At 72.8% G+C, this 2685-nt stretch carries 2 protein-coding genes; one reads left to right on the forward strand and one right to left on the reverse strand.

Annotated elements, in window-relative coordinates:
- Positions 1-668 (reverse strand): TetR/AcrR family transcriptional regulator (locus AB8Z75_RS33760; RefSeq protein ID WP_369208778.1); only part of this gene is annotated, 668 nt, incomplete at its 3' end.
- Between the two features lie 371 nt (positions 669-1039).
- Here AB8Z75_RS33760 and AB8Z75_RS33765 point away from each other — a divergent pair.
- Entirely contained in the window at positions 1040-2626 is a 1587-nt protein-coding gene (locus tag AB8Z75_RS33765) for an APC family permease (protein ID WP_369208780.1), read from the forward strand.
- The last annotated feature ends 59 nt before the right edge of the window (positions 2627-2685 follow it).

Raw genomic sequence — 2685 nt, forward strand, 5'->3', positions numbered from 1 at the left:
CAGCTAGCCGGGGTCGCCGCGGAGGGCGCGGCGGGGGTGCCCGCGGAGAGCGTCGACGGGGCGAGGTCGCGGGCGATGCCGTCCAGCACGGTCTTCAGACCGAGCAGGAAGTCGTCCTCGGTGAGGCGGAAGGAGCGGTGCCCTCCCTCGGTGAGGGCCGCGGCGAGTGAGGGGCGGGCCGCCAGATCCTCGGGGGTCGGCGGGATGCCGGGGCTGACCGCGGTCAGGGTGGCGCCCAACGCGTAGGACTCGATGAGGAGAACCGCACGGGTCGCGTCCGCCGCCGGCCATCCCTCGGCGAGCAGCACCCCCAGCACGGTGTCGAAGCTGTCGAGGGAGCGCGGATTGCGGGTGGGACGGTGCATGACGAGCGGGACCGCGTGCGGATGGCGGCGGAAGGTGTGGAAGTAGCGGCGCGCCATACCGTCCAGCTCCGCGCGCCAGCCCCCGACCGGCTGCCAGTCCTCGTTGATCTCCTGGACGATCGCGTCCACGACCGCCTCGAAGACGCCCTCGCGGTCCCGTACGTACTTGTACAGCGACGGGCTGGTGACACCCAGCCGCTGCGCCAGCCGCCGCATCGACAGTCCTTCGACGCCCTCGTCGTCCAGCGTGCGCAGCGCCTCGTCGAGCACGGCTTCGCGGGAGATCCGGGGCGGGCGCGGCATGGCTGGAAGCTCCAGGGGGTCGAGGGGCCGTGATGCCTCGCCGATTCTACGGGCGCCCGGTGGTGTGGCGGTCCGATTCGCGTCGCCCTCTTCCCAGGGGTGGAGGGAGCGGGTAACTTGCTCCGCGAAAGTTAAGCACGTTCGTTAATCGGGTTCGCTAACCCCGATCGTCATCCCGCTCCGGGCCCCGCGGGGACCGAACCCTGGAGGGTGCCGTGCGTCCCACCGACTCCTCGACAGCCGACGGCCGTGAGCAGGGCCGAACCCCAGCCCGAACCCGACGCGGTGACCAGCCGGGCGACGGGATCCGCAACACCCGTGGCGCCTGCGAGGGCGCTGGCACTGGCACTGGCGCTGGCAGAGGTCCCGCAATGACAGAGGCGCCCGCACGGACAGGGACGCCCGCGAGGACAGAAGCGTCTGCGAGGGCAGAAGCGCCCGCCTCCGCCGAGGGCGAGCTCCGCGGCGGTGCCATCGGCCTGCCCGGCGCCCTGGGGGTGACTCTCTCCAACATGGCGCCGGTCAACGGCGCCTTCCTCACCGCGCCCGCGGTCGTCGCGGCCATGGGGACCCAGGCTCCCTGGGCGTTCCTGCTGACGACCTTCGGACTGCTGGCGACGGCGCTGACCGTCGGGCAGTTCGCGCGGCGCATCGTGTCAGCGGGCGGCCCGGTCGCGTACGCGTACCACGCCTACGCGCCACTCGGCCCCCGCATCGGTGTCCTGCTGGCCAGCGCGATGTTCTACGTCACCCTGCTGTCGGGCCCGTTGACCATCGGCGGGGTCGCCGTCTTCGCCGGGAGCTGGATGGCGGCATCGTTGAACCTCGGGGGGCTGTGGTGGATGGCGCTGTCGCTCGCGGTGCTCGTCTTCGGCGGAGCCGTCGTCCTGCGCGGGGTCGTGGAGTCGAGCCGGGTGGCGATGACGCTGGCCGTGGCGCAGTTCGCGGTGCTGATCGGCTTCTCCGTACTGCTGCTGGTGCGCTCGGGGGCCGACGCCGCCGCACCGCTGCACGCGGCGGGAGGCGACCCTGGAGGCCTCTCCGGGCTGAGCGGGCTGACGTTCCCGCTGGCGGTGGCCGGGATGATCGGCTGGGACAACTCGGCGAGCATGGCCGCCGAGATCCGCCGCCCGCGCCGCGTCGTGCCCCTCACGCTGGTGGCTTCCGTCGCGCTGGTCGGCGGGGTGTACGCCCTTACGACCTGGGCCGGGGTGGCGGGTTACGCGCACTGGCAGGGCGCGGCGGCGGGTACGGACAGGTTCGGTGACCCGGCCAACGGTGCTCCGTTCCTCGAACTCGCCGCTCACTTCGCCCCGTTCGCGCGGCCGGTTCTCGCCGCCTTCGGGGCCGTCAGCTCCGTGGCCTGCCTGATCGCCGCGACGACCGCGATGTCACGCATCACCTTCACCGCGGCCCGCGCCGGGATGCTGCCGCGGGCGCTCGGACGTGTCTCCACGCGCCGCTCCGTGCCGACGGGCGCCGCGGTGTTGTGGCTGCTGCTCATCGGCGCCTGCGTCGTGCTGCCCGCCCTGGTGCTGGGGGCGGCCCCGACCACCGTTTCCGCCTGGGAGGCGGGCATCGGGACGGTACCCGTCCTGATCAGCCTGTTCGTGGGGCTGGTGGGGTTGCCGGTGTATCTGTGGCGCACCGCGCGGCACACGCTGCGGCTCGTTCCGCACGTGCTGATACCGCTGGTCGGGCTCGTGGTCATCGGCTGGGGCGTGTACGGGAACGTCCGTCCTGACCAGCCGGCGCCGGGCAACCTGTACTGGATCTGGACCGGTCTCATTCTTCTTCTCGCCGTCGTCGCCGCCGTCCTCTTCACCCGCCGCCCCGCCCATCTGCGCGACCTGTCCGCACTGGGCATAGCCGACGACGACACACCGGAACTGGCGGAGGCCGGACGGGCGGAGCCGGTGGAGACCCGCGCCGAAGGGAGCCCCGGGACGAGCGGCTGACCCGACCAACCTGCCCCGCCCCCCCCCCGTAACATCCCGCCCCCCCGTAACACCTGATC

Source organism: Streptomyces sp. PU-14G, assembly GCF_041028275.1.
Taxonomy (GTDB): domain Bacteria; phylum Actinomycetota; class Actinomycetes; order Streptomycetales; family Streptomycetaceae; genus Streptomyces.